Here is a 22,769-nt window from a genome sequence, read left to right as displayed (position 1 = left end):
CCACGCGCCATTGCTTTCGGAGGAACGCGCGGTCAGGACGACTACGGGGTGCCATGGCTCTCCTGATGTGAACCGGGAGTGGGATGGCCGTTGCCGTTTCCGTTCGCGGTGCCCTGACCGCCCGGGTGGCTCGGGGTCGCGGTGGCCGCCCCCGGATGTGCCGGCGCCACGCCCGCCGACGGTCGCCCATCCGGCGAGGGGGTGAGCAGCGCCGCACAGAACGCCGGTACCCGCGACTGACCGCCAGCCACGGCGAACAGCGCCCGATGAGCCTGTGCCGTCATCGCCTTGCCACGCGGATCCTCCCGCTCGGCATCCCACGCCTCGCACTGGGCCAGGGTTGCCGGATCGCTCGAACGCGGGGTGGTGCCTCCCGCGCGTGGAGTCGGGACAGCCGACGTCGACGGCCGCACAGATCCAGCGACGCCGGCCGGCCCGGCACCGGTGGACCGACCACCGGAATCGGCAGCCGGCACGCCCAGCGACGAGAACATCCTGTGTGCGCGCTGCTGCGCCCCGGCCGGGAGGTTGCCGGTCTCCGCCGCCGCGGTACCACCGACCGCCAGGACAGCCACTCCGGCCGCCACCTTCACCGCGACCCCCTTGGCGGACAGCGGTACCCACGCACTGCGTCTTCCCCTCGGCACACTTGCTGGCACGGCACCCCGATACGCCGCGGCGAACCCGGCCACCGCCGCCCGCTCACCAGCCAGCTCCTCCTCTGAGGCGGGAGCCTTGGCCATGTTCAGCAGTGCGCCCAGCCCTGGATAGCCGGGACTGGGCGGATCACCGGCAACCAGCCGGTCCGCCTCCGTCAGGCCGATCCGACCAGGTCGCCACGTACGCATCGCACCCCAAAGAGCGCGCCGCCACCGCATCGCGTTACATCCCCTCCGACGCGCTGGCGGCCGCCGCGTCGCCGGATCCCACGCCGCCGTCACGGGCCCGCACCCGAGGATCCGCCGCTAACCGCCGCAGACCCCTCATCGTCGCCACCCGCACCGCCCCCGCTCGCCTACCCAGCACCTGGGCCGTCGAGGCCACGTCCAACCCGGCGACGACCCGCAACATCACCGCCTCGGCCTGATGCTGAGGAAGTGTCGCGATCAGCTCCAGCGCCCACGCGGTGTCCATCTCCTCCAACACCTCGGCGGCCACATCCCGAACCGGAGACCGGGCGGCCCGCTCCTCCAGAGAGTCCGTCGACTCCTCCCGCCGCCGGCCGGTTCGACGCAGCTCGTCGATTCCCCGATGCCGGGCAATCCTAAACAACCAGGCACGAAACGCCGGGACACCGCCGTCGAACCCCCGCAGGTCGCGGGCAGCCTGAAGCCAGGTCTCCGACGCGACGTCCTCCGCCGCGCCACCAACCACGACCCGCAGGTACCGCAAAATCGCGGGCTGCAGAGACCGCCACAGAACGGCGAAGCCCGCCTCGTCTCCAGCGATCGCCAACTTCAGCGATTCGGCGAGATCATCGTCCGCTACCACCGTGTTTCAGCCGATTCCCTATCCGCGCCGCCACTCTCGCCCGACAAGGCCAGCACGGTACACGCACAACGGCGCCACGCGGTCATCTCGCCGGCCAGCTTTCCGAGGGGAAGGCAGCGACCGCTCACAGACGGGCCTATGTGACGGTGCGCCGATGAGTGCCGCTACTTATAGCGGGACTTGACCGTGCCACGGGAGAGACACGCATGACGGACACAGCGGGGTGGACACCCGCGCTTGCCGCCCCTACCACGCCTGTCGCGGTTGCCGCCGCGGACGCGGCACAACAAGTGGCGGGCTTGGAGGTCGGCGTGACGGCATTCGCGTCGCCGACAGCCGGATGGGCGTTCGTCGGCGCGCCAGCCGTTTGCCGGCTGCTCTACACCGATGACGGAGGAACGACCTGGCGCACCCAACTGGCGTGGGAGGGCAGTATTCTCGGCCGGTTGGCCGCGTTCAGCGCCTGCGAGGCGGGGCTGGCGCTGGGCCTGACACCGCGCGCCGACAGCCTGAACGGATGCCCGGTCGGGAACGGCGACTACACCGCGGTCTTCGCTCGCACCCACGACGGTGGCGCCACCTGGACCGTCACCTCACCGCCGGATCCCATAAAGACGTTCACCGGCCTGTTTCATTACCGCACACCACGGCACCTGTGGGCGGTCATGCAGCCGTTCGGTTATCCCACCACGAGGCTGGTGGCCCAGACGAAGGATGGAGGCGCCTCCTGGCAGCTGGCCCGCAGTCACGCCGACCTACCCCCGACCCGGATCGCCTTCTCCTCTCCCGCCGACGGGGTAGCGGTGGCCGGCGACGGACTGCATTCAGACACGTTGTATGTGACCGGTGATGGCGGCGGCACCTGGTCGCGCACTGTGCTGCCGCCGCCACCGGTGCCGTCCAACGCCGTGGTGACACTGAGCCCCGTGGTGCGCGCGGGTACACCGATGCTCCTGCTCATGCGGGTGGAACCCGACGCGAGACAGGCTCCGGCCGGTTGGACCGGCACCTACGCGTACCTTCGAGAGGGGCAGGAGTGGTCGGGCCCGCACCGGCTCCCGAGGACGCACGCCGGGCCTGAGCTTGCCGTGGTCGGGGCGGACGGGCGGTTCTGGGCGGCGTCCGGGCAGGACTTGTGGGTCGCCGACACCTTGGCCGGACCGTGGGAACACCGGCGGGTACCGCTGCCCGGCGAGCACCTGCGCACCCCGCCCTGGGATCTGCGGCTGGTGCCGCTGCCGTCCCTGGAGGTCATCGCCGACATCGCACCGTTCGATAACGGGGTGGTATGGCTGACCACCACGCACGGCGCGCCGGTCGGCGCGGTACCCAGCGGACAGCTCTATCGCAGCGAAGATGACGGCGTCCACTGGACCCGTCTCGCGGTCGAATCCCGCCGATTGGGCCCGAAGTGCACCCGTGCATGAATGAGCGGAGACCCCGCCACGGCCTTACGCATTCCGGACCCGTGCGGTCCGCCGAGTCGTCAGAGGATACATTGACGCCTCGTGAGCGCGGACGAGTGGGACAGCAGCGGACTGAGGGTGGGTCCATGGGTCACCGGCGGCGCTCGTCGACACCCGGATGAACCTCCGCAGAGTCCTCAACGCCCGACGCATCACGACACGCCGGTCGCACCACCCGACGGCACTGCCCACCCGTCCCCGAGCAACGATTCGCCGGACCCCGATGGCGAGCCGTCCGGTGGCACCGCGGATTCTGGCGCCTCGTCCGAGGAGACAGTCCCCTATCGCGGGCACCGCCCCCTGGCAGCGTCGACCAGACGACGGTGGGTCGTCGTCGGAGCACTCGTCGCGGCCGTGGGTGCGGCCGTGGCGGTGCCGATGGCGCTCACGTCTTCGCCGCCGCACCCGGCCCAGATCGGTACCACGAACGGACTGTCCGGGTCCGGGATGCCGACCAACCCGGTCGTCACCGGCGCCCCTTCCGGACCTGGCGCACTCCCCCTGGCTGTGACTCCCAGCAGGACCCTCAGCAGCACCCCCAGCCACTCACCGTCGCACCCACCCAGCTCGCCCCGGTATGTGCCGGTCAGCTACGAAGCCGAGGCGCCGTCGAACATCCTGACGGGCGCGGCGTCGGTGACAACGTACCCGGGCGCGTCGGGCGGCAGGATCGTGGAGAACGTCGGCACCTGGGGTCCCGGTGCGAAAAGGCGCGGCACACTGACGTTTCCCGACGTTGCCGCGCCGACCGACGGCACGTACACGCTGACGCTGTATTACGTCGACACCGATGGCACATCGACGTCGACCGCCGCAATTGCCGTGGCCGGCGGCGAAACTGTCACCGTCACACTCGAAAGCGCATCGACGTGCTGCGCCACCAAGGCCGTGAAGATTGCCCTCAGCAAGGGCAACAACAGGATCACCTTCAGCAACCCGGACGGCCAGGCACCCTCCATCGATAAGGTCATAATCGGTCGACCGTGAACTGCTCCCCTCAACAAGGCATCGGCGTCGAGTCAGGTTGCGAATGGGGGACATCGCGCGGCGCCAAGGGCGTAGGACCTTGTGGCTCGGGCCGAACGGGCTGACAATGGTCACTGCTGTCGATGCTTGGGGCCCCGCGCGGGCGGCGCGTGAGCAAAACTCCTCCGCCGACCGGTCAACCCGCTGAGTTTCCCGTGCATCGAAAGGACTCCCCTCATGCACGCCCTCCCCCGTCCTCGAACTCGACTCGCCATCGCCGCGGTCGCCGGCATGGTCCTGGCCGGCACGGCCATCGCGATCTCCGCACACGCCGCCACGGTCGGCTGCTCGGTGACGTACACGGTCACCTCGCAGTGGCCCGGCGGATTCGGTACGAACGTGTCCATCACCAACCTCGGCGACCCGGTCAACGGCTGGACGCTGACCTGGTCGTACGCGGCCGGACAGCGAGTCACCCAGGCGTGGAACGCGACAGTGTCGCAAAGCGGCGCCCAGGTGACGGCGCGCAACATGAGCTACAACGCCAGCATTCCCACCAACGCCAGCGTGGGGTTCGGGTTCAACGGATCCTGGACCGGCAGCAACCCGACACCGACCAGCTTCACGCTCAACGGCACCGTCTGCACCGGCGGCGTCGGCGGTTCACCCACGCCGGGATCGCCCACACCGGGCTCTCCCACGCCGAAATCACCCACGCCATCCCCCACGCCGACAAGCGCCTCGCCGACGCCGTCGTCCTCGTCTCCCCCGCCCGGCAACGGAGACTGGCCGACCTACCACCGGGACAACACGCGGGCCGGGAACGCGACGGATCTCGCCCCGCTGTCCACCCTGTCGGTCAGCTGGAACTCGACTCTCGACGGTGCCGTCTACGGCCAGCCGCTGGTCGTCCGGGGACACATCTTCGCGGCCACCGAGAACGACACGGTCTACGCGCTGAATCCGAGTACCGGCGCCGTCGTCTGGTCGGCGCACGTCGGCACACCCGAACCACTGTCCGACCTGCCCTGCGGCGACATCAGCCCGCTGGGTATCACCAGCACGATGGTCTACGACCCGGACACGAACCGGGTGTTCGCCGTCGCCGAGACGACCGGCGGCGCGCACACCCTGTTCGGAATCAACGCCGACACCGGGGCCGTGGAGGTGCGGACCGCGGTCGAACCGCCGCTGGGCGACGCGAAGGCGCACCAGCAGCGCAGCGCACTGACCCTGCTGAACGGGCGCCTCTACATCCCGTACGGCGGCCTGTTCGGCGACTGCGGCAACTACATCGGCTCAGTGGTCTCGGTGACCACCGCCGGCGCCGGCAAGCTGAGCTACTCGATCCCGACCACCCGCGAGGCCGGCATCTGGGGAACCGCCGGCGCGGTCGTCGACAATGGTCATCTGTTGTACGCCGTCGGAAACGGCGAGTCCGTCAGTGGCGGCTACGACGGCAGCGACTCGGTCATCGCCCTGTCACCCGACCTGCAACGCACCGACTTCTTCGCCCCCTCCGACTGGGCGACGCAGAACGCTGGCGACCAGGACCTCGGGTCCATGACCCCGGCTGTGGTCGGCCAGTACGTCTACACGGACGGCAAGGCCGGCATCGGTTACGTGCTGCGACGCGACAGCCTCGGCGGCATCGGCGGCCAGGTCGCCCAACTGAACAACGGCTGCGACGCTTTCGGCGGCAGCGCGGTCTCCGGAAACACCATCTACCTGCCCTGCACCACCGGACCGCGCGCGGTCACCATCGACGCCGACGGGACGCCGCGTGAACTGTGGCGGGCCAGCAACAGCGTGCCCGCCGAAGGCTCCCCCGTCATCGGCGGTGGCGCGGTCTGGGTGGTCGACTACTTCGGCGGCGTGCTCTACGCACTCAACCCCGCCACCGGGGCGGTCCTGGCGCAGATACGGGTCGGCCAGGCACCGAACTTCACCTCACCGACCCTTTCTGGCAGCCACGCCTACGTCGGCACCCGCACCGGAGTCACGGCCGTCGGCGGCGCCTGACGAAGCCGGGCCGTGCATGGACCGAACACCGGTCCGGGCCGGCCCCTCTGAGCGACGCAAGGATCCGGGCCGTGACTCACGAAAGTGGGTCACGGCCCGGATCCGTGTCAGAGCGAGGGTTTACGCCGCCGTACAGGTCGGGGTCGGTGATGTGTTGCTGCCATTCCAACTGCCGAGGAACCCGAACTCCGTGCTGGCTCCGGCGCCGAGCGCGCCGTTGTAGCTGACGTTGCGGGCGGTGACAGTCGAGCCGCTACTGGTGATCGTGGCGTTCCAGGACTGGGTGATGCTCTGGCCGTTGGCGTACTGCCACGCCACGGTCCAGCCGCCGATCGACGCGCTGCCCGCGGTCACCTTGACCGATGCCTGGAAGCCACCGGACCACTGCCCGGTGACACTGTACGTGGCGGTGCAGCCGCGGGGACCGGATGGCGTGGTCGGCACGGTGGTGGGTGAGGTGGTAGGCGAGGCGGTGGGTGACGCCGTGGTACGGGTCGGGGTCGGGCTCGGGCCGCCCACACTGCCGATGCTGCCCGGTACCGACAGCAGCGCGCTGAACCACGTGGCGGCCATCTTCTCGTACCCACCCGCGTTGGGATGTACGCCGTCGGCCAGGTCGGCGGCGGTCAACGCGCTGTGCATGTCCACCAGGTGCACGTGCTTGCCGGCGCTCACCTTGCTCTGCACGATCCCCGGGATCGCCGCGTTGAACGTGCGGACGTTGGCCTCCGAGGTGGCCGAGCTCAACGGGATGATGGTGGCTACGAACACCTCCGCGGTCGGGGTCGTCGCGGTGATGTGATCGATCAATGTGGACAGTCGCGCCGGAGCGCTGGACAGGTTGTAGTTCTGTAGGACGTCGTTGGTGCCGATGTGCAGCAGGACCGTGTGTGGCGTATAGGTGTTCAGCCAGTTCACGATGTTCGCGTCGATCTGGTCGATGCGCCAGCCCGAGTGGCCTTCGTGGTCGTGGTCGCCCAGGCTGGCCGGCCCGTTGGTCAGGGAGCCGACGAAGTCCACCCGGTACCCACCGGTCTGGAAGCGCTGCCACAGACCGATCCGGTACCCGCCGGGCACGGTCAGGCCGTCCGTGATCGAGTCGCCCAACGGCATCACCTTGGTGCCACCGTTGGACTCGGCGTTCGCGTTGGCGATTCCGGTCAGCACGGCCGCGGCGACGGCGAGCGCCGCCACCGCCGCCATCCACCGATGACGTGTGCTCATGGTTCACCTCCACAGGTTCGAAATTCCGTTCGCCGGCTCGAAGGCGCCGAGAAGGGGCCGGTCTACCGGCCCCTCGCGGCAGGTGAGCGGGATCAGGGGCTGGCGCAGCCGACCACGGTGGGGTTGTTCGCCCCGTTGCCGGTTCCGGTGAAACCGAAGGTGGTCGCGGCGTTGGCGCCGAGACTGCCGTTGTACGCGGCGTTCTTGACGCTGATGGCGCCGCTGGTGCCGGAGTTGACGCCGTTCCAGAGGCTGCTGATGGTCTGTCCGCTGGCCAGGGTCAGCTGGACGGTCCAACCGTTGAGCGTCGTGGGGCCGTTGTTGGTCACGGTGACCTCGCCCTGGAAACCACCGGACCAGGTGTTGACCGTCCGGTAGCTGGCGGTACAGGTGCCGGCCTGCCCGGCGGGGGGCGAGCTGGGCGGTGCGGTGGTGGGCGGTGCCGTCGTGGGCGGTGCCGTGGTGGGCGGTGCCGTGGTGGGCGGTGCGGTCGTCGGGGATGTGGTGGGTGTCGGCGACGAGCTGGCACTGGGCGGCGGGCTCGTCGCGGGGCCACCGGTGATTCGATAGGTGACCTGCGACCGGGCGGGAATGGTGGCACTGAACGCTCCGCCGGACAGCGACACCGCCGCCTGGGCGGCCATGCTGTTGCCGTCGTTGGTCAGGTAGGGCGCGACCGTGCCGCTGGAGACGCCGGCGTTGCTGACCGTGTAGCTGGTCGAGATGGCGCTGGCGCCGGTGTTGAGGACCACGACGACGAGGGAGCCATCGCTGTTGCGGTACGCGCTGGCCTTCAGGTTGGCGTCCCCGCTGCTGGCGGCGATGCGTACCGCACCCGGGCGGATGTAGCGGCTGTAGCCGGCCAGAGCGTAGTACCGCTTCGACGGGGTCAGCGTCGAGCCGCTCAGCCCGATCAGCGAGCTGTCGTGGCTGGTGTTGCTGATTCCCCACCAGTACAGGAACGCGTTGAGGTTGGCGCCGGTCATACCGGCGTAGATGCGCTGCGCCCAGGTGATGCCGGATGCCTCGCTGGTGCTGTCCCAAGCGGTGGTCCAGGTGGCACCGTTGACCGACCACTCGGACTCCCACAGGTGCCGGCTGCCGGTGCTGACCGGTGTCGTGGGCGCGTTGGAGTAGCCGTGGCTGGTGAACAATCCGGTACCCGCGTTGGCGGCCGAGTTGCCGGAGATCGCCGTCAGGTAGCTGGGCAGCAGGTTGAACCCGACGGTGTCGCAGCACGCGACCTTGGTGGCCAGCCCGGAGGCGCTCATGGCCGGGCCGAGCACCGACAGGAAGCTGGCGGCCTGTGACGCGTTCACCAGCATGCTCGAGTACGTGGTCGTCAGCGACGGCTCGTTGACGAACCCGACCGCGCTCGGCGTGACCCCGGCCGAAGCCCAGTACCTGCTGTGCTGGACCAGGTAGTTGGCGTAAGCCTGCCGCCAGTCGCCGCTGCCGCAGGACGCGCCCGGAGTGCCACACAGCGAGCCGCCGTTGGCATCGCTGCCGTTGGTCTTCATGAAGCCCGGGGCACTCCACGCGTCGTTGTAGAACGTCGTGACGCCGTAACCGCTCTTCGCCTGCTTGGCCAGCCACAGCTGCCCCTGGTCCTGGGCGTCGCCGCCGCTCCAGACGTACGTCGGCGTCGCCGACGGGCTGGCCGGGGCGTGGGGTTCGATGCTGTTGGCGTCGGACGGGATGAGGCTGCGCAGGATGCTGAACCCCGCGCCGCTGGTCGGGCTGAACAGCAGGTCCAGCGCCTGTTGCCGGGCAGCGGTGCCCAGGTTGCGGATCGAGTCCGCCTGACCGAATGCCTCGGAGACGCCGAAGCCATCGATCGTCTGGTACGTGGTGCCACCGTTGACCGACACCGTCGACGCGGCGCTCGCGGGCACTTGGCCGACCGCGATGACCGCGCCGATCCCCACGAGCCCGGCGGCTGCCGCGGCGGCGGTGAGCCGGATACGGCGTGTTGTTCGAGACATCCGAGCCTCCATGTCTCCCCCGTCCAGCGACCATCCGAGATTGATGATCACGGATGTCTTGACTGAACCAAGAGTCGAGCAGGTTGCCGGCGCGCGTCAATACCGTTCCGAATGTCTTTCGAGTCATTACCGAGCGTGATGACCGCCGGGTGCCGCGCCGCTGAGCACGGCAAACCAATCGACGCGGAGGACGCGCTGGCTGGGATCCGCTGTCACGCGGTCCAACCAGCACGGCCGTGCCGGGGCGGGTCCCGGAAGCTTTTCGATAACAGGTACCGGCGAGGCGGGACGAGCGGCGTCACCGGGCGGCCACCCGCTGGGCGATCGTCACCGCCTTCAGCCAGGCGGCCGTGAGCCGTTGCAGTTCCCGCCAGTCGGCGGGTGGGATGTGCCGGGTGTCGGCGCGGAGGATCTTCAGCGCGGTCGCGTCCAGGTGGACCCGATCGGCGCAGCGGGCGTCCTGCACCGCGAGGTTGATCTCCTGTTGCCGCAGCGCGTCGGAGGGTCCGTCGGCCCGGTACCGCGCGTCGAGTCGCGCGCGGACATCCGCGGGCGTGGCGTACCGCTGCCCGCCGGTCGCCATGCAGTCGCTCCACTGGGCCAGCACGGCGCGGTAGCGGCTGTCCTGTTGCTGTTGAACGGTGGCGGCCTGGTTGACGTTCTGCGGGATGTAGGTGATCTGTGCGTCGACGACGAGGTCGCCGTAGAGCCGCTGTCGGGCCTGTGGCTCGCAGCCGTGGCGGGGGTAGGCGATCTGCTGGCCGGTACCGAGCTTCAACCCAGCCCTGTCGGTGTCGTCGCCGCGCAGTGCGGTGCGGTAACGGCGCTGCTCGGGCTCGGGTAGATGCGCCAGGTAGTAGTCGTTGCTGCCGGGCTGCGCGGCTGGGCCGCCGTCTGGCGTCTTCGACGCGTACTGCTGGTAGAGCCCGTAGCCGATCCGGCTGCGGCTGGCGAGGTCGTTCGCGCTGCCCGGCGTCGTGGTTGGCGAGGCCGCGGGCGGTATCACGTAGGGCAGGTGTTGGGCGTGCATGCAGTCGGCGATCAGGTGGTTCTCGGCGTCGGTCAGGATCTGGGCGCGCTGCGAATAGCTGCCGGTGCGGGTGACCAGGTCAAGCACTGCGGCGTCCCCGGGCGGGGTCGTCGACCCCGCCCGGCAGCCGCTGAGGCTGGTTGTGGCCAGCACCGCCGCAAGACCCAGAGCGATCAGGCTCGCTGACCGCATCACGGGCCGGTGCAGGTGGAGTTGGTACCGAGGTCAGGTGTGCGCCAACTGTTCGAGCTGATGGCGTCGTTCCACAGGTGTTCCTGGTGGTTGGTGTCGACCCATGCGTACCAGGTCAGGTCGCTGAGCGTTTCGCCACGACTGACGAAAATGTAATGACCCTGGTAGCCGGTGTCCCACCACCCGACCGCGGTGCAGTTCACCCCCTGGTTGTCCACCGAGGAGGCGCAGTCGTTCCAGTTGCCCGTACGGCACTGCGGGTTCGGGAGCTTGGTCCAGTCGGCATTCTTGGCGCTCAGCTCGCCGTAGAATTTGCCAAAGTTGATGTCTACCCAGAAGCAGAAGTCGCCCGACGGGCAGCCGAAGCCGTCCGCCGCCGGGGCCGCCGACGTGGAGTTCGACGCGGTGACAGTCAGCGCCGCACCGGCCGCCCGCGGGCTCGCCGCCTGAGCGGGGGCGGCCAGCGCCAGAACCGCGACGAGAGGAACCGTCGCAAGCGGCGCCCAGCGCCGCCAACTCCGGCGGAACCGGGCACCGCGTGACGGCGCTGGCCCGGCAACACGCGAGTCGCGGATGCCTGATGTAGTCATGGCTAGGCTAGCTCCCTTCGTTCGGAGAGACCCTTGTGGTCACTCCGGATCGCCCGATGAGACATCGGGCCTAGTCGAGCCTGCGGAAGCGATGTCGGCAACTGGCTCGGCAGTACGGTCGGCACCGAGATTGATCCGGACGGATGCAACACGCCACCGGCAACCCACCGACCGCCCTCACCCGCCACCAGGCGCCTGCCTTATGTGCCAGCATGTGCGGATGGCGAGTTTCCAGCATCCCAGCGTTGGCTATGACGACCGCGCCCAGCGATACGCGGACAGGTTCCAGGACGAGGCACTGCCGATGTTCCCGCTGGATCGGAACATGATCCGCATGCTGGTCGACCTCGTGGGTCCACACCCGCGGGTCCTGGATGCCGGATGCGGTGCCGGGCAGGTGACGAAGATGCTGCGCAACTGGGGGTGCGATGCCTGTGGCATCGACGCCGCCGAGAAGCTCATCGAGTTGGCCCGCGGCGCCTATCCGGGCCTCGAATTCACCGTCGGCGACCTGCGCGCTCTGCCGTACCGGGACGAAGACTTCGACGCCGTGGTGGCCCGCTATTCGGTGATCCACACGGAGCCGGTTGAAGTACCTTCGGTGCTGGCCGAGTTCACGCGGGTGCTGCGCCCCGGCGGCTGCCTGCTCGTGGAGTTCCAAGCCGCGGGAGGCGGCCCCACCCAACCGTTCGACCATGCCGCCGCGCCCGCGTGGGCATGGAATGCGGACGAATTCGCGGCACTCCTCAATCACGCCGGCCTCGTCGAGCGAGCGCGGCTCGTGTGTCCGGCTCAACCCGACCTCAGGTACGCGCCCACGCCGGAGGCGCATCTCCTGTTCCGCAAGCCGGGCCCCTCCCTCAGTCCCGAGCCGCAGGCGGCCTGAGGCGGAAGCACGATTGGCGAAGGAGAACACGTGGGAGAGCAGACGCGGCAGGACCAGGCGAGCCCCGAGGTTCGGGAGCGCATCCGTGCCAGCTTCGAGCGCCAGGGACTGATGGCCCACCTCGGTGCACGGATAACGCACATCGCGCCGGGGCGAGTGCACATCGTGCTTCCGAGCCGCCCCGAGCTCACTCAGCAGCACGGCTACTTCCACGCGGGCGCCACCAGCGCCATCGCGGATACCGCCGGTGGCTACGCGGCCTACACGCTGTTCCCCGACAACACCGAGGTTCTCACCGTCGAATACAAGATCAATCTTCTCGCGCCCGCCACCGGCGACCACCTCGAAGCCGTCGGAACCGTCCTGAAATCCGGACGCACGCTCACCGTGTGTCAGTTGGAGGTGTTCGGCGTCGGGAGTGAGCGGCGCACCCTTGTCGCGAACGGACAGCAGACCCTCATCCGCGTCGCACGGCCGGAGAGGTGACCCGGCAGCAGCCGCCATCCTGTGTCCGCTTCTACCCTCGGCGTACGTTCGCCGGCCTCCGTACGCCGACCGGCGTAGAGGACCAGCCATCGCCAGTCAGATGTCGGCGACAGTCCGGGTACCGCATCCTGGAAGCGCAACCGAATCCGCGCCGCCACGAGGAGACCACGCGATGACCGACCGCCTCTTTCGTTTCGGCGTCGTGGCCGGGTCGGCCCCGTCCGCGCAAGCGTGGCTGACCATGGGCCGCCGGGCCGAGCAACTCGGGTACAACGTCCTGCTCGTACCCGACACCCAGAACACCCTGTCCCCGTTTCCGGCGCTGGCGGCACTTTCCGCGGCGACCAGCGCGCTGTGCGTCGGCACGTACGTGCTCAGCGCGCCCAACCGGACGCCGGGCACCGTGGCCCATGAGACGGCCAGTCTCGACATGCTCTCGGCCGGCCGCTTCGAACTGGGCCTCGGCGCCGGACGGCCCGGCGCACAGCACGACGCCGCCCGGCTCGGTGTGCCGTTCGGTACCCCGGGCCAGCGGGTACAGCGCCTCGCCGACACGATCCGCGAGGTGAAGCAGTCGGGCGAGGGGACCCGTACGACGGGGGTCGAGCGTGCGGTCGCCCAGCCGCGTCCACCGATCCTGGTCGCCGGTTCCGGGCCCCGGGTGCTGCGGCTCGCGGCGGAACAGGCCGACATCGTCGCGCTGGGTACTCCCCCACAGGCCCCGGAGGAGGAACTCGCGGCGAAGGTCGCGGACTTGCGCCGCTTCGCCGCAGGCCGCTTCGACCAGCTGGAGATTGCCGCCAACCTGGCAGCGGTAGCCGATCGTCTTGAGGATCTGCCCGGCGACGGCTGGTTGGCACGCCAGGTCGGCGGCGATCCCCGCATCATGGCGGCCACCGGCGGCACAGCGTTCCTCATCGGTACGCCGGCACAGCTGGCCGACACCCTGCGCCGGCGCCGCGACACCCTCGGGATCTCCTACATCACGGTGAGCGGGATGTTCCTCGAACAGTTCGCGCCGGTGGTGGAGCGCCTCGCCGGTACCTGAGCCGCAAGCGGCGCCGACTCACACGCCCGCTCACGTCTGGCGGCGCAGGACGGTGTCGGTCTGCTGGTCGGCGGGGAAGAACAGCTCGATAGAGAGGTCCGACAGGGTGACGTCCATCGGGGTCCCGAATGTGCTCAGCATGATGAACATCGACAACTCTCTCCCGCCGAACTCCAGATGCCATGGCAGGACCGGGTCGTCCGCCTCGTCGGAAGAAAGGTGGCTCCAGGTATGGCGTTCGGGAATGGCGGGCCAGGTCGCGATGTCGTCGGCGAGTCCGGCAAGGCGGGGATCCTGGGTCCGCACGACCGATCGGTCGAGCCGGCGGAGCAGGTAGGCGGACCATTGCGGGAAGTTCCGGGTACGGCCGGCGAGCCCGGCGGGGTGCAGGGCTGTGCGGAAAATGTTGGTCGGCACGCCGCGTACGTCCTCGGGGATGCCGGCGACCAGCCGGCGCGCGGCGCGGTTGCTCAGTTGCACATTCCACTGGAGGTCGACGGCGAAGCCGGGGAACGGGTCGTGCGCGTCCAGTAGCGCCTGCAGCGAGGCCCGGACCCGGGAAAGCGCCGGCCCGGTCAGGGGCGTCTCCGGATAACGGGGTGCGTATCCGGCCGCCAGCAGCCAGTCGTTGCGCTCTCGCAGCGGCAGGTCCAGATGCTGTGCGATCGTCATCAGCAAGGCGGCACTCGGCTTCGACTTGCCCAGCTCGACGAAGCTCAGGTGACGGGGCGAGATGCCGATCTCGTGCGCCAGGTCCAGCTGGCTGCGCCGGACCAGTCCCCGTTGCCGGCGGATCAGGTGTCCGACGTTCGCGGTTGTCACGAAACGTCACGATAGCCGGGCGGCGCGCGCCGAAACGAGTACCTGCCAGGTATTCGCAATCGCGTCACCCGGGCGTGCAGGATGGCTACGTTCCCCAGTTCCGACAGGAACCGAGAGTGGCACTCGAGAAATCGGCAGAACCCTGGAAAGAGGCACGAATGCTCGACGCGGCCCTCGGCACCGGCAGGACCGTGGCCCTGCCCAGCGGCCGGGTCGCCTACACCGAGCGCGGTTCCGGCCCACCCGTGGTGTTCGTGCACGGCCTGCTGGTCAACGCCAACCTCTGGCGCAAGGTCGTGCCGGCCGTCGCGGACGCGGGCTTTCGCTGCCTCGCGCCGGACTGGCCGCTCGGCTCGCACCGGATACCCATGCCGGCCGACGCCGACCTGACGCCCTCCGGGATCGCCGGGATGATCGCGGAGTTCCTCGATGCGCTCGACCTGACGGACGTCACCGTGGTCGCCAACGACACCGGCGGCGCACTCACCCAGATCCTGATGGCCAACCATCCGCAGCGGCTCGGCCGGGTTGTGCTCACCCCGTGCGACGCGTTCGAGGACTTCTTTCCCGAGCCGTTCACCTCGCTGCCCAAGCTGGTGGGGTTGCCCGGTGCGATCTGGCTGGGCAGCCGACTGCTGCGGCTGCCGGTCGTTCAGCGGCGGCCGTCCGCGTTCGGCTGGTTGGCCAAGCGTGGCATCCCGGCCGGGATCCTCGACTCCTACCTGCGGCCGGGCTACGACAGCCGCCGGATCCGCCGGGACACCAAGCGGTTCATCGGTGGTGTGCACAACAGGTACACGCTGGCCGCGGCCGAGGCCCTGACCGGATTCGGCAAGCCGGTGCTGCTGGTCCGTGCGCGGGACGACCGGATCTTCCCTGCCCGGCTCTTCGAACGACTCGCGGCAACCCTGCCCGACGCACGACTGGTCACTGTCGCCGACTCGTACACCTTCGTGTCAGAGGATCAGCCGGCCGAACTGGCCCGGCTGATCGTGGAGTTCGCCGCGTGAAGACGGCTCGGGTCTCCACCCGTGGTTTGATTCCTGGCGACCTACGACTCCCGCTGTAGCCGACGTCGGCGCAGGCCAACCATGCCGGGCAGCTCGCTCAACGCGATCAGGCCTCGGGATCCGTCAATGGGCCGCCCGGACCTTTTTCGCCGAAAGATCCGTAGGCCTCTACCATCACACCGAATGTCTCTCGCCGACTGGAAGGGGTGAATTGTGCCCGCGAGACAGACCGTCGCCACAAGCATGCGCCTGCTGGTACGAAACTTTGAACTCGACCTCGACACGATAGTGACGCAGGACGTGGAGTCGATCCGGGAACGCGTTGACCTGCTTGGCCGGCTGTCGCTGGCCGACCTCGTGCCAGGCACCCGGACCCTGTTCGAACACGCGGCGGCGGCCGTGCGCGAGTTGCGGGAGCCCACCGGGGCGGAGCTGCGCAGCGCGGCGGCGGTTGCCGCCCTGCGCGCCGAACAGGGCATCCCCAGCGACACCATTCTCCTCGGCATGCAGCTTCACGTCAGTGACGCGCTGGTTCGGGCCGTCCGGTACTGTCGCGCCTCCGACCTGCCCGAAGGCGTGCTGACGGCGTTCACCGGCGCCCTGCACCAGTGGTCGGCGACGGTCAGCACCCGGTTCATGTCCGCGCACCGTGCGACATTGGAGCGCCTCGCCGGCCCGCGCCGCGGGCAACGGGACGTGGTGGATCAGCTCCTGCACGGCCGGCTCAAACTCGCCGAATTGAGCGCGGCGGCACTGAGCTGGCTCTTGGAACCCGGCAGCCGGGTGTACGCCGTACGCGCGCACGCTCCCACACAGTCCGGTCGACGCCGGTTGCGCGATGCGCTGGTGCGCCACGGCGGCCCGGGCGTGCTGGAGGAGATCGAGGGCGACGTGTGCGGCGTACTCACCCGCCCGCCGACCGGACTCGCTGATCATCCGATAGCCGTGGCCGGGCCGGCCCCGCTGTGGGACGTGCCCGCCTGCTTCGGTCAGGCAACCGAGGTGCTGGCGGCGGCGCGGGCGTTCGGGCGGACCGGGACGGTGACTCGTGCGGATCTGGCCCTCGAACTGGCGATGCTCCGCTGCGGTGATCTGGGCGAGGCGTTGGCGGGGCGGATCGATCCGTTCCTGGACGCGCTGCCCAACACCGAGGAGTTGGAAAGCACGGTACAGCGCTGGCTCCTGAGTGGTCTCGACGTCGTCGCCACCGCGGAGAGCCTGCACGTGCATCCGAACACGGTGCGGTACCGGCTGCGGCGATTCGCTGAGGTCACCGGCATGGCCCTCGACCACCCGCGTACCCGCACCGAAGTGATGTGGGCGTTGAACCATCGCAACCTGCGTGGCCGGCAACCCCGACCGGTGATGGGCGCGGCGTAAGCCGCAACGCACCACGGTCATGGCAGCACTGGCTCCTCCTGCTCCGCATGGTCGTCCTGCCTCGTCGACACGGACACCGGTGGCGTCGCCCTGCCGGGCAGCCACCGCACCACCAGCAGCCCGGTGACGGTCAGCGCGGCGACGGCGACAAGCACGGTCAGGTGCATGGCCGACAGGTAGGCATGCTGCGCCCGATCGGCCAGCGCCGCTCCGCCCGACGCCAGCCCGCCCGGGCGGTGCGCGGCCTCGGTGAGAGAGGTCGTCGTGCCGCCCAACGAGTTGGCGGCTCGGGCGCGCAGGTCGTCGGGGAGTGCGTCGACCGCGGTGCCGAGCCCGGAGTGGTACCGCTGGGACAGAACCGAGCCGAGTACCGCGACACCCAACGCCGCGCCCACCTGCCGCAGGGTGTTGTTCACCCCGGCGCCGACGCCCGCCTTGTCCCTGGGTACCAGCGTCATGATGCTCGACGTCGCCGCACCCATCACCAGACCCATACCCAGTCCGGAAAGGCTGAGCGTGGCCTCGAGCTGCCAGCGCGGGGTGGCGGCGGTGACCACCGACAGGCCCGCGAAGGAGCCGGCCAGCAGGACCAGCCCGAGCACAATTACCGGCCGGGCTCCCCAGCGCCGCAGCAGGCCGTGGCTCGCCCCGGACGACAGCACCGAGCCCGCGGCCACCGGCAACAGCGCGAGGCCCATCTTCAGCGGGGAGAAGGCGAGAACGATCTGCAGGTAGAACACCAGCACGAACATTCCGCCGGTGAGCGCGAAGAACGACACAGCGACGCTGCCCGTGCACGCGGCGAACGCGCCGTCGCGCAATGGGCGTACGTCAAGCGCCGGGGCCGCGGCCCGCCGTTCGAACCAGACCAGGGCGGCGAGCAGCACGCCGCCCCCGATCAGGCTTCCGGCGACGCCGGGGCTGGTCCACGCGGCCGCCTCCCCGCCGCGGATCACGCCGTACACCAGCAGGCCGGTGCCTCCCATGGACAGCAGTACCCCGGCGAAGTCCAGCCGATCGCGTCCAGCCGCCCGGGAGTCCGGCACCGCCAGCAGGATCAGCACCGAGCACACCGCCACCATCGGCACGTTGACCAGAAAGACCGATCCCCACCAGAACTTTTCCAGCAGGAAGCCTCCGGCGATCGGCCCGAACGCGATCGACAGCCCACCGATCGCCGACCACACCCCGATCGCCTTGCCGCGTCGGTTGTCGGGAAAGACGTCACTGATGATGGCCAGCGTCGCCGGCGGTACCACCGAGCCGCCCACACCCATCGCGCTGCGCCAGAAGATGAGCTGATCGGCGCTGTGCGACATCGCGGAGAACGCGGAGGCGATCCCGAAGACCAGCAGCCCGGCCACCAGTACGCGGCGCCGTCCGTACGAATCGGCCAGACTGCCGGCGGAGAACATCAGCGACGCGTAGACCAGGATGTACGAGTCGAGCGTCCACTGTAGCTGCGAGGTGCTCGCGTGCAGGCTCTGCTGGATGTCGTTCAGCGCCACGTTGAGGATCGTGTTGTCCATCATGACGACCAGGAAGCAGCAGCCGAGCGTCGCCATGATGAGCACCTCGCGGCCGGTTCCGCCGGCCGCCTTGGTGGCGGTGCGCCGCACGGTCATCGCGGTACCCCAGTCACAGCGAGGCCCATGCGCTCACATAGTCCGGCTGTCCCATCGGCAGCCCGGCGATGAAGTTGTCCACGCCCAGCCGCTTCCTGATGTCCGGGGCCTCCAGGAACAGGCGCGTCGCCTGCCGCTCGATCCGGTCGTCCAGGCCGGTCAGCTCGTCCGGCCTGAGCACGCCCTGCCCGGCATACCAGGCGGCGAACTCGCGCACGAGCAGCATTCCGAACAGCTCAGCGACCTCTGGGGCGTCCCGCTCCAGGCCGGCGACAGCGATGCGCAGGCCGCGGGTGCGCGCCAGGTCGTGGGCCCGGTTCAGGTTCGCTTGCCAGCTACCGTTGGCCAGGCGGCTGGCAAGCTGGTCGTACAGCATGCGCTCGCGGACGGCCAGCAGCCGTGAGTACGAGAGGATTCCCCCCTCCTCCACCGCCTCGGCACCCTCCAGTGTTTCGACCGGCGGCCGATAGGTGGCCGAGCGCATCATCGCCCTGGCGACCTGCAGCGACAGCGGCAGGGCGTCGCCGTCCGCGGTGTTGGCGTGCATCGAGCTGATGAGGTAGGTGGACAGTCGATTGCGCTCCATGTAGGCGTGCGAACCGCAGCGCTCGGTGCAGGTCGTGATGGCGTCCACAACCAGCGGGATGCTGGTGTACTTCGCGATACTCACGATGTCGGCCGCCTCCGCTTGAACCCATGCGGGCAGCGGGAGCCCCGCCAACTTGTCCGTCGCCAACCGGTAGAGCACGTCGGCGGCACGGTACTTCGCGTACGCCGTCATCAGCGGAACCTGCTGGCTGACCAGGTAGCCGACCGGCAATCGCAGCGGATTGTCGCGGCCGGGGGCGACAATCGTGCGCTGCGCGGCGAATTCCAGCCCCAGTGCGAGGCTGATACGGGCCATCCGCACAGCGCCGGTGATGAGCGAGAGCTTGGCGAAGTCTAAGCGACTCATGGTGTTGAGAAAGATGGCCCGTTGATCCGGGAGGTCGGTGTGGAAGGTGCCGTCCTCCGACACGCTGTTGTGCCGGCCGCCCAGGAACATCCGACGCGGTACCCGCACGTGGTCGAATCGCGTGATGGCGTGGTCCAGCGGGTCGGGTGTCATCCGGTCGACCACCGCCCGAACGGTGACCCCCGGGAACGTGGCCCCTTCCGCGCCCCGGATCGGCACGATGAACGGGTGGACGCCGCAGTCGCGGTCACCGACCCACAGGCGGGCGTAGACCAGCGCTGTCTTGGCGACTCCCGGCAACCCGGTGTAGCTGATGAACTTCAGCGCGCCGTCGTTGGGAGTGTGGATGTCGAATTCCTGGCTGTCGGGTAGGAACCGGGCCTCGGTCTCCAGCGACTGCACGTTGTTGCCGTAGCCCAGCTCGGTCAGAAGCGCGGGGCAGATGGCGTCGAGGCTCATCAGCTGGTCGATGACCTCGTCGAGGTCGTCGCGCCCCTCGGCCAGGTGCAGGATCGTACCCAGACAGATGACGTAGTGCGTGATGAAAATCAGTGCGAGTGACGTGTCCACTGAGATGGCGTCGGTGTCGAAGAGTTCGACCACCGGCATCCCGTCCAGAATGTCCTGGCGAGTCAACACGGCGGCCTTTGCCATCGCCCGGAACCGCTCGTACGAGAGCCGGATCTTCTCCTCTTTGGAGAGTCCGCTCTTGTCCCGTGTGAACAGCGTGGTCGTCCGCAGCTCTTCCAGACGCCTCGCCCGATCTGCATCCATAGCGGAAAAGGCTGGTCAATCATGAACCAACGATCAATGGAGTGGGTGCCAAACCGGGCGGCTTCCCGGTTGTCGGCGGCGACAAACGCACCATCCGAGCGCGGGCCGCAGCAGTGGACGACGCCGGAGCCTGCTTCAGTCGCGGGTGGGGCTCCCATGCGCCGGGTAGCTGACCAGCCAGCCTCGCAGCCACAGTGTCGCGCATACGGCGGCGACCGCGATAGCCGTCACGACAGCCGTCGTGGCTGCCCCGGTCCACCATGTCGCGGCCGGTGCGAGCGACCAGGTCGACCACTGCTGATCGATTGCCAGCGACCGGTGAGTGGTGGCGAGCAGTAGCACCGGGCCCAACAGAATGAGCGCCGCCCACCAGCCGCGCGGGTCTCGCCGTACGCCGAGGACGATGGCGGTGATGACGGAAACTGCTGCCAGGCACAGCCCGGCGTACGGCAGCGTGGCGAGCAGCGTGTAGTAGAACTTTGCCACTCCACTCCGTGCTGCCAGCCCGGCGGTCGCCGCCGTCACGGCCAGACCGACCCCACTGACCGGCGACCAGCGTCGGGCAGGCACGGCCAGCGCGACCATGCCGAGCGCGATCTGCGGCACCAACACGAACAGCGGCGGCCGCACGTATGAGGTCAGCGTGGCGACCGGTACGAGCGCCGCTGTGGTGAGCAGGGCGAGCGCGACCGCCGGCCGGCCGAACCCGAGGAGAGCGGCGGCGGGCGTAAGCAGCCAGGCGATCCACGCGGCGGCGCCGAGGGTGACGAACGGCCCCGGCGAATGCCACAGGAAGTCGCCGGGCACGGTGGTCCGTTCCGCGAGGACGAGCCACAGCGCGGCGAGGACGGTGGCAGTCATCAAGGCGAGGTTCGCCGCGATCGGCAGCGCGTCCGCGAGTCCGAGCGAGTGGCGGGCTCGAAGGTGCGCACGCACGCATCCGCGGATGAGGTCGACCACATCACTCGGGTGCGGTCGCCGCTGTCCCGGCGCGGCGAGGTCCAGGTACGTCTCAACGATCTCGTCACCGCGTTCGGTGCGGTAGTCGGTCGGATACCAGCGCAGCAGCGCGCGATAACGGTTGCGCAGTTCGTCGCTCACGAGGCACCTCCGGCGAACCGGATCGCCGGAGGTGCCGATCGTCGCCTGCGGTCTCGGCCACCCGCATCGCTGGCGCTGGCCGTGCCGTCGGCCGGTCGCAGCCTCGCGCGGTCAGCAAGTCGGCGGGTCGCGGCTTGTACGGTGCGGCGCAGGCGCTCGGTCTCGGCCCGGAGCGCGGCGTCGCCTCGCTCGGTGAGGCGGTAGTACTTGCGGGCGCGGCCGTCGACTACCTCCTCTCGATCGAGGATGACAAGCCCGTCGTCGGTCAGCCGGTCCAGAGCGCCGTAAAGCGTTCCGGGACGTAGCTCGAGTGCTCCTCCGGAAAGCTCGGCGACCTCAGTGATCAGCCCGTAGCCGTGCAACGGTGTGCGCGCGAGCGCCGTGAGGATGAGGAATGTCGGTTCCCGCAGAGGTGCGACCATGACCGAAACATATATCAGCTAACAGGATATCTTGGCAACGATGGTATCCGTCCGATCAGCCTCGATTCGCCGACCCGCACAGTGCATCGCCGACCAGGGTGTCGGCCGCAGCCTGCTGGCGAGCGAAGTCGCCGAGGTCGCTGGACACCGACAGCACCACGCTGCGCCGGCCATCGGCAGTGACCCCGTCGTCGGTGATGTAGCCTTCGTCACCGCCGGGGTGGCTCCAGTAGGTGCCACCGCACGGCAGTGGGCGTTGGAACAGTCCGAGGCCGTAGCGGGCGCCAGGCAGGATCTGCTCGAGTTCCCGGCTGATCGGGACGGTCCTGGTCATCTCGGCGAGTTGCGCCGGCCGCAGCAGCTGGCCGCCGAGCAGCGCCCGGAAGAAGCGGTTGACGTCGCGGGTGGTGGAGATGATGGCGCCCTCCGGGTCGATCACGACGTGATCGGTGACGTCGACCTGCCCGTCGGCCCCGAGCGGCTGGTAGGCGTGCGCGTACGGCTGCGGCATGGTGGGTGAGAAGCCAGGCCAGGAGGTCTGGCTGAGCCCGAGCGGCTTGACGATCCTGCGGCTGACCTCGTCGTACCAGGAATGCCCGGTGACCTTTTCGATGATCATGTCCATGAGCAGATATCCGGTCGTGCAGTAGCCCCACCCCGTCCCCGGCGCGAAGTCGGGTTGGTGCCGCATGGCCCTGGCCACGATCTGCTGGGGTGTGTAGATGTCGTGCCGGTGCTGGTAGAAGTCCGCCGCGCTGGTGGTGAAGTCGGGGAAGTCGTCGTGGATGCCGCTGGTGTGCTGCAGGAGCTCACGAACGGTGATGCGGTTCCCGTCGTTGCCGTTGCCCCGGACGACGCCGGGCAGCCAGTGCTCCACGGTGTCGTCGAGCGAGAGCCGGTGTTCGCCGACGAGTTGCAGAGCCACCGTGGCGATGAGCGCCTTTCCGGTGCTGGCGACGCGGAAGTGGCCGTTGGCAGGTACCGGTCGCTTCGTGGTCACGTCGGCGACGCCGCTCGTGGCGACGTACTGCCTGCCATCGGCTGTGACCAGGCGGGCCTGCGCTCCGGAGAGGCCGAGCCTGTGTATCGCGTCGACGTCCCGTTGCAGGCGCGTGCTCTGCGCTGGATGGCTGACGGCCCTGGCCACCGGCCCGTCACCGACGGCCACCGCGATACCGGTCAGAGCGACCACGGCGCATACGATTGAAGTTCTCATGGGCCGAACGCTAGGTGGCGCAACGGCTGTGTCCGATACCGCTCACTGCCCAGCAAAAGGTACCCCGGGCTGTAGTGC

At 69.2% G+C, this 22,769-nt stretch carries 20 protein-coding genes; 8 read left to right on the top strand and 12 right to left on the bottom strand.

Annotation, left to right across the window (positions count from 1 at the left end):
* Positions 1 to 41 precede the first annotated feature (41 nt).
* Both Raf01_RS25040 and Raf01_RS25035 read right to left on the bottom strand, forming a co-directional pair.
* On the bottom strand, positions 42 to 848 hold the full coding sequence (locus Raf01_RS25040; RefSeq protein ID WP_203920441.1) for a hypothetical protein: 807 nt from the start codon (positions 846 to 848) through the stop codon (positions 42 to 44).
* 34 nt (positions 849 to 882) lie between these two features.
* Positions 883 to 1,491 carry an RNA polymerase sigma factor gene (locus tag Raf01_RS25035; RefSeq protein ID WP_203920440.1) on the bottom strand — a complete coding sequence of 203 codons (609 nt, stop codon included), beginning with the start codon at positions 1,489 to 1,491 and terminating at the stop codon, positions 883 to 885.
* Positions 1,492 to 1,697: 206 nt separating this feature from the next.
* Here Raf01_RS25035 and Raf01_RS25030 point away from each other — a divergent pair, with 206 nt between their 5' ends.
* The 3 genes from Raf01_RS25030 to Raf01_RS25020 all read left to right on the top strand — a co-directional run bounded on the left by Raf01_RS25030 (position 1,698) and on the right by Raf01_RS25020 (position 5,945).
* On the top strand, positions 1,698 to 2,918 hold the full coding sequence (locus Raf01_RS25030; protein ID WP_203920439.1) for a WD40/YVTN/BNR-like repeat-containing protein: 1,221 nt from the start codon (positions 1,698 to 1,700) through the stop codon (positions 2,916 to 2,918).
* Positions 2,919 to 3,536: 618 nt separating this feature from the next.
* The gene (locus Raf01_RS25025) at positions 3,537 to 3,944 is read left to right on the top strand and encodes a carbohydrate-binding protein (RefSeq protein ID WP_203920438.1); all 408 of its coding nucleotides are present in this window, start codon (positions 3,537 to 3,539) and stop codon (positions 3,942 to 3,944) included.
* A gap of 216 nt (positions 3,945 to 4,160) precedes the next feature.
* Complete coding sequence (locus tag Raf01_RS25020; protein ID WP_203920437.1) at positions 4,161 to 5,945, top strand: cellulose binding domain-containing protein; 1,785 nt, start codon at positions 4,161 to 4,163, stop codon at positions 5,943 to 5,945.
* Between the two features lie 120 nt (positions 5,946 to 6,065).
* On the opposite strand, the gene Raf01_RS25015 is transcribed toward Raf01_RS25020, so the two are convergent.
* From Raf01_RS25015 to Raf01_RS25000, 4 genes are all read right to left on the bottom strand, one after another.
* Positions 6,066 to 7,169, bottom strand: coding sequence for a cellulose binding domain-containing protein (locus Raf01_RS25015; RefSeq protein WP_203920436.1), 1,104 nt, complete (start codon positions 7,167 to 7,169; stop codon positions 6,066 to 6,068).
* 92 nt (positions 7,170 to 7,261) lie between these two features.
* Positions 7,262 to 9,154: a cellulose binding domain-containing protein gene (locus Raf01_RS49785; RefSeq protein ID WP_239133886.1), complete on the bottom strand. Its 1,893-nt coding sequence runs from the start codon at positions 9,152 to 9,154 to the stop codon at positions 7,262 to 7,264.
* Between the two features lie 298 nt (positions 9,155 to 9,452).
* Complete coding sequence (locus tag Raf01_RS25005; RefSeq protein ID WP_203920435.1) at positions 9,453 to 10,376, bottom strand: hypothetical protein; 924 nt, start codon at positions 10,374 to 10,376, stop codon at positions 9,453 to 9,455.
* Positions 10,376 to 10,966 (bottom strand): peptidase inhibitor family I36 protein, encoded by a 591-nt coding sequence (locus Raf01_RS25000; RefSeq protein ID WP_203920434.1) that lies wholly within the window; start codon positions 10,964 to 10,966, stop codon positions 10,376 to 10,378. Before Raf01_RS25000 ends, Raf01_RS25005 begins: the two co-directional genes overlap by 1 nt.
* Before the next feature lie 220 nt (positions 10,967 to 11,186).
* Between Raf01_RS25000 and Raf01_RS24995 the strand changes: the two genes are divergently transcribed.
* The 3 genes from Raf01_RS24995 (at position 11,187) to Raf01_RS24985 (ending at position 13,386) form a co-directional block, all read left to right on the top strand.
* Positions 11,187 to 11,852, top strand: coding sequence for a class I SAM-dependent methyltransferase (locus Raf01_RS24995; protein WP_203920433.1), 666 nt, complete (start codon positions 11,187 to 11,189; stop codon positions 11,850 to 11,852).
* Between the two features lie 30 nt (positions 11,853 to 11,882).
* Positions 11,883 to 12,338 carry a PaaI family thioesterase gene (locus tag Raf01_RS24990; protein ID WP_203920432.1) on the top strand — a complete coding sequence of 152 codons (456 nt, stop codon included), beginning with the start codon at positions 11,883 to 11,885 and terminating at the stop codon, positions 12,336 to 12,338.
* A 172-nt stretch (positions 12,339 to 12,510) separates the two neighbouring features.
* A complete protein-coding gene (locus tag Raf01_RS24985; protein WP_203920431.1) occupies positions 12,511 to 13,386 on the top strand; it encodes a TIGR03621 family F420-dependent LLM class oxidoreductase in 876 nt (291 codons plus the stop codon).
* Between the two features lie 30 nt (positions 13,387 to 13,416).
* On the opposite strand, the gene Raf01_RS24980 is transcribed toward Raf01_RS24985, so the two are convergent.
* Positions 13,417 to 14,208 carry a helix-turn-helix domain-containing protein gene (locus tag Raf01_RS24980; RefSeq protein ID WP_203920430.1) on the bottom strand — a complete coding sequence of 264 codons (792 nt, stop codon included), beginning with the start codon at positions 14,206 to 14,208 and terminating at the stop codon, positions 13,417 to 13,419.
* Between the two features lie 158 nt (positions 14,209 to 14,366).
* Between Raf01_RS24980 and Raf01_RS24975 the strand changes: the two genes are divergently transcribed.
* Together Raf01_RS24975 and Raf01_RS24970 are read left to right on the top strand one after the other, a co-directional pair.
* Entirely contained in the window at positions 14,367 to 15,218 is an 852-nt protein-coding gene (locus Raf01_RS24975) for an alpha/beta fold hydrolase (RefSeq protein WP_203920429.1), read from the top strand.
* Between the two features lie 213 nt (positions 15,219 to 15,431).
* On the top strand, positions 15,432 to 16,598 hold the full coding sequence (locus Raf01_RS24970; RefSeq protein WP_203920428.1) for a PucR family transcriptional regulator: 1,167 nt from the start codon (positions 15,432 to 15,434) through the stop codon (positions 16,596 to 16,598).
* A gap of 17 nt (positions 16,599 to 16,615) precedes the next feature.
* Here the strand turns inward: Raf01_RS24970 and Raf01_RS24965 are convergent, their stop codons facing one another.
* The 5 genes from Raf01_RS24965 to Raf01_RS24945 all read right to left on the bottom strand — a co-directional run bounded on the left by Raf01_RS24965 (position 16,616) and on the right by Raf01_RS24945 (position 22,691).
* Positions 16,616 to 18,223 carry an MFS transporter gene (locus Raf01_RS24965; RefSeq protein WP_203920427.1) on the bottom strand — a complete coding sequence of 536 codons (1,608 nt, stop codon included), beginning with the start codon at positions 18,221 to 18,223 and terminating at the stop codon, positions 16,616 to 16,618.
* Between the two features lie 13 nt (positions 18,224 to 18,236).
* Complete coding sequence (locus tag Raf01_RS24960; RefSeq protein ID WP_203920426.1) at positions 18,237 to 19,952, bottom strand: acyl-CoA dehydrogenase family protein; 1,716 nt, start codon at positions 19,950 to 19,952, stop codon at positions 18,237 to 18,239.
* A 135-nt stretch (positions 19,953 to 20,087) separates the two neighbouring features.
* Positions 20,088 to 21,053, bottom strand: a complete 966-nt coding sequence (locus Raf01_RS24955) for a hypothetical protein (protein WP_203920425.1) — start codon at positions 21,051 to 21,053, stop codon at positions 20,088 to 20,090.
* Positions 21,050 to 21,475, bottom strand: a complete 426-nt coding sequence (locus Raf01_RS24950) for a PadR family transcriptional regulator (protein WP_203920424.1) — start codon at positions 21,473 to 21,475, stop codon at positions 21,050 to 21,052. The genes Raf01_RS24955 and Raf01_RS24950 overlap by 4 nt, the downstream gene beginning before the upstream one ends.
* A gap of 55 nt (positions 21,476 to 21,530) precedes the next feature.
* Positions 21,531 to 22,691 (bottom strand): serine hydrolase domain-containing protein, encoded by a 1,161-nt coding sequence (locus tag Raf01_RS24945; RefSeq protein ID WP_203920423.1) that lies wholly within the window; start codon positions 22,689 to 22,691, stop codon positions 21,531 to 21,533.
* Between the last annotated feature and the right edge of the window lie 78 nt (positions 22,692 to 22,769).

This window comes from Rugosimonospora africana, assembly GCF_016862975.1.
Classification (GTDB): Bacteria; Actinomycetota; Actinomycetes; order Mycobacteriales; family Micromonosporaceae; genus Rugosimonospora; species Rugosimonospora africana.
Note: the sequence above shows the minus strand (reverse complement) of the source record. Positions and strands in the feature narration are given on the sequence as shown.